Source organism: Streptomyces sp. NPDC024698, from assembly GCF_055559015.1.
The window spans coordinates 1-2,039 of sequence record NZ_JBVHLK010000059.1 but is presented as its reverse complement, the minus strand read 5'-3'; the positions used below and the strand labels follow the sequence as shown (position 1 = coordinate 2,039).

The 2,039-nt window shown below is 67.7% G+C and carries 2 protein-coding genes; both read right to left on the bottom strand.

The window, feature by feature from the left end; all coding sequences use genetic code 11:
- Nucleotides 1-494: thiamine pyrophosphate-dependent enzyme (locus tag ACZ4AA_RS38425; protein WP_467613363.1), on the bottom strand; the 494-nt coding region annotated here is incomplete at its 3' end.
- A partial coding sequence (locus ACZ4AA_RS38420) for a 2-oxoacid:acceptor oxidoreductase subunit alpha (RefSeq protein ID WP_467613361.1) occupies nt 487-2,039 on the bottom strand: 1,553 nt, incomplete at its 5' end. The genes ACZ4AA_RS38425 and ACZ4AA_RS38420, both read right to left, overlap by 8 nt.

Genomic DNA, 2,039 nt, shown 5'->3' with positions numbered 1-2,039 from the left:
GATTTGGTGATCTTGCCGACCTCGGAGGTGGGGGAGTACTGGCCCTTGGTCAGGCCGTAGATCCGGTTGTTGAACAGCAGGATCTTCAGGTTGACGTTGCGGCGCAGGGCGTGGATGAGGTGGTTGCCGCCGATGGACAGGGCGTCGCCGTCGCCGGTGACCACCCACACCGACAGGTCGCGGCGGGAGGAGGCCAGTCCGGTCGCGATGGCGGGGGCACGTCCGTGGATGGAGTGCATGCCGTAGGTGTTCATGTAGTACGGGAAACGGGAGGAGCAGCCGATGCCCGAGACGAAGACGATGTTCTCCTTGGCCAGGCCGAGTTCGGGCATGAAGCCCTGGACGGCGGCGAGGACGGCGTAGTCGCCGCAGCCCGGGCACCAGCGCACTTCCTGATCGGACTTGAAGTCCTTCATGGACTGCCTGGCCTCGGCCTTGGGCACCAGGGACAGTGCCTCGAACGTGCCCGGGCCCTCTGTCGATGTGTCAGCCATCGATGGCCTCCTTGAGCGCGGTGGCGAGTTGCTCGGCTTTGAAGGGCATGCCGTTGACCTGGTTGTAGGAGTGGGCGTCCACCAGGTATTTGGCCCGGACCAGGGTGGCGAGCTGGCCGAGGTTCATCTCGGGGATCACCACCTTGTCGTAGCGGTCGAGCACCGCTCCCAGATTCCGCGGAAAGGGGTTGAGGTGACGCAGATGGGCCTGCGCGATCCGTTCCCCGGCGGTACGCAGCCGCCGGACCGCGGCGGTGATCGGCCCGTAGGTCGAACCCCAGCCCAGCACCAGGGTGTCGGCCGCCGAGTCGGTGCCGTCGTTGGGGTCGTCGACCTCCAGGTCGGGGACGTCGATGCCGTCGATCTTGGCCTGGCGGGTGCGGACCATGAAGTCGTGGTTGGCGGGGTCGTAGGAGATGTTCCCGCTGCCGTCCTGCTTCTCGATCCCGCCGATCCGGTGTTCCAGACCGGGTGTTCCCGGGATCGCCCAGGGCCGGGCCAGGGTCTGCGGGTCACGCCTGTAGGGCCAGAACACCTCGGTGCCGTCGTCCAGGGTGTGGTTGGGCCCCTGGGCGAACTGCACCCGCAGATCCGGGAGTTCATCGACCTCCGGGATACGCCAGGGCTCCGAGCCGTTGGCCAGGTAGCCGTCCGAGAGCAGCAGTACCGGGGTGCGGTAGGTCAGCGCGATCCGGGCCGCCTCCATCGCCGCCTCGAAGCAGTCGGCCGGGGTGCGCGGCGCGACGATCGGCACCGGGGCCTCGCCGTTGCGCCCGTACATCGCCTGGAGCAGATCGGCCTGCTCGGTCTTGGTCGGCAGACCCGTCGAGGGCCCGCCGCGCTGGATGTCGATGACCAGCAACGGCAGTTCGAGGGAGACCGCCAGCCCGATCGTCTCCGACTTCAGCGCCACCCCCGGACCCGAGGTCGTCGTCACCGCCAGCGAACCGCCGAACGCAGCCCCCAGCGCCGCGCCGATCCCCGCGATCTCGTCCTCGGCCTGGAAGGTGCGCACCCCGAAGTTCTTGTGCCGGCTCAGCTCGTGCAGGATGTCCGAGGCCGGCGTGATGGGATACGAGCCCAGATACAGCGGCAGATCCGCCTGCCGGGACGCGGCGACCAGACCGTAGGACAGGGCCAGGTTCCCCGAGATGTTGCGGTAGGTGCCGGTCGGGAACGTCTTCGAGGCCGGCGCGACCTCGTAGGAGACCGCGAAGTCCTCCGTCGTCTCACCGAAGTTCCAGCCCGCCCGGAACGCCGCCAGGTTCGCCGCCGCGATGTCCGGCTTCTTGGCGAACTTCGTCCGCAGGAACCTCTCCGTGCCCTCCGTCGGCCGGTGATACATCCACGACAACAGACCCAGCGCGAACATGTTCTTCGACCGCTCGGCCTCTTTACGGGACAGCTCGAAGTCCTTCAGCGCCTCGACCGTCATCGTCGTCAGCGGGACGGGATGGACGTTGTAGCCGTCCAGCGAGCCGTCCTCCAGCGGGCTGGTGGCGTAGCCGACCTTCTGCATCGCCCGTTTGGTGAACTCGTCCGTGT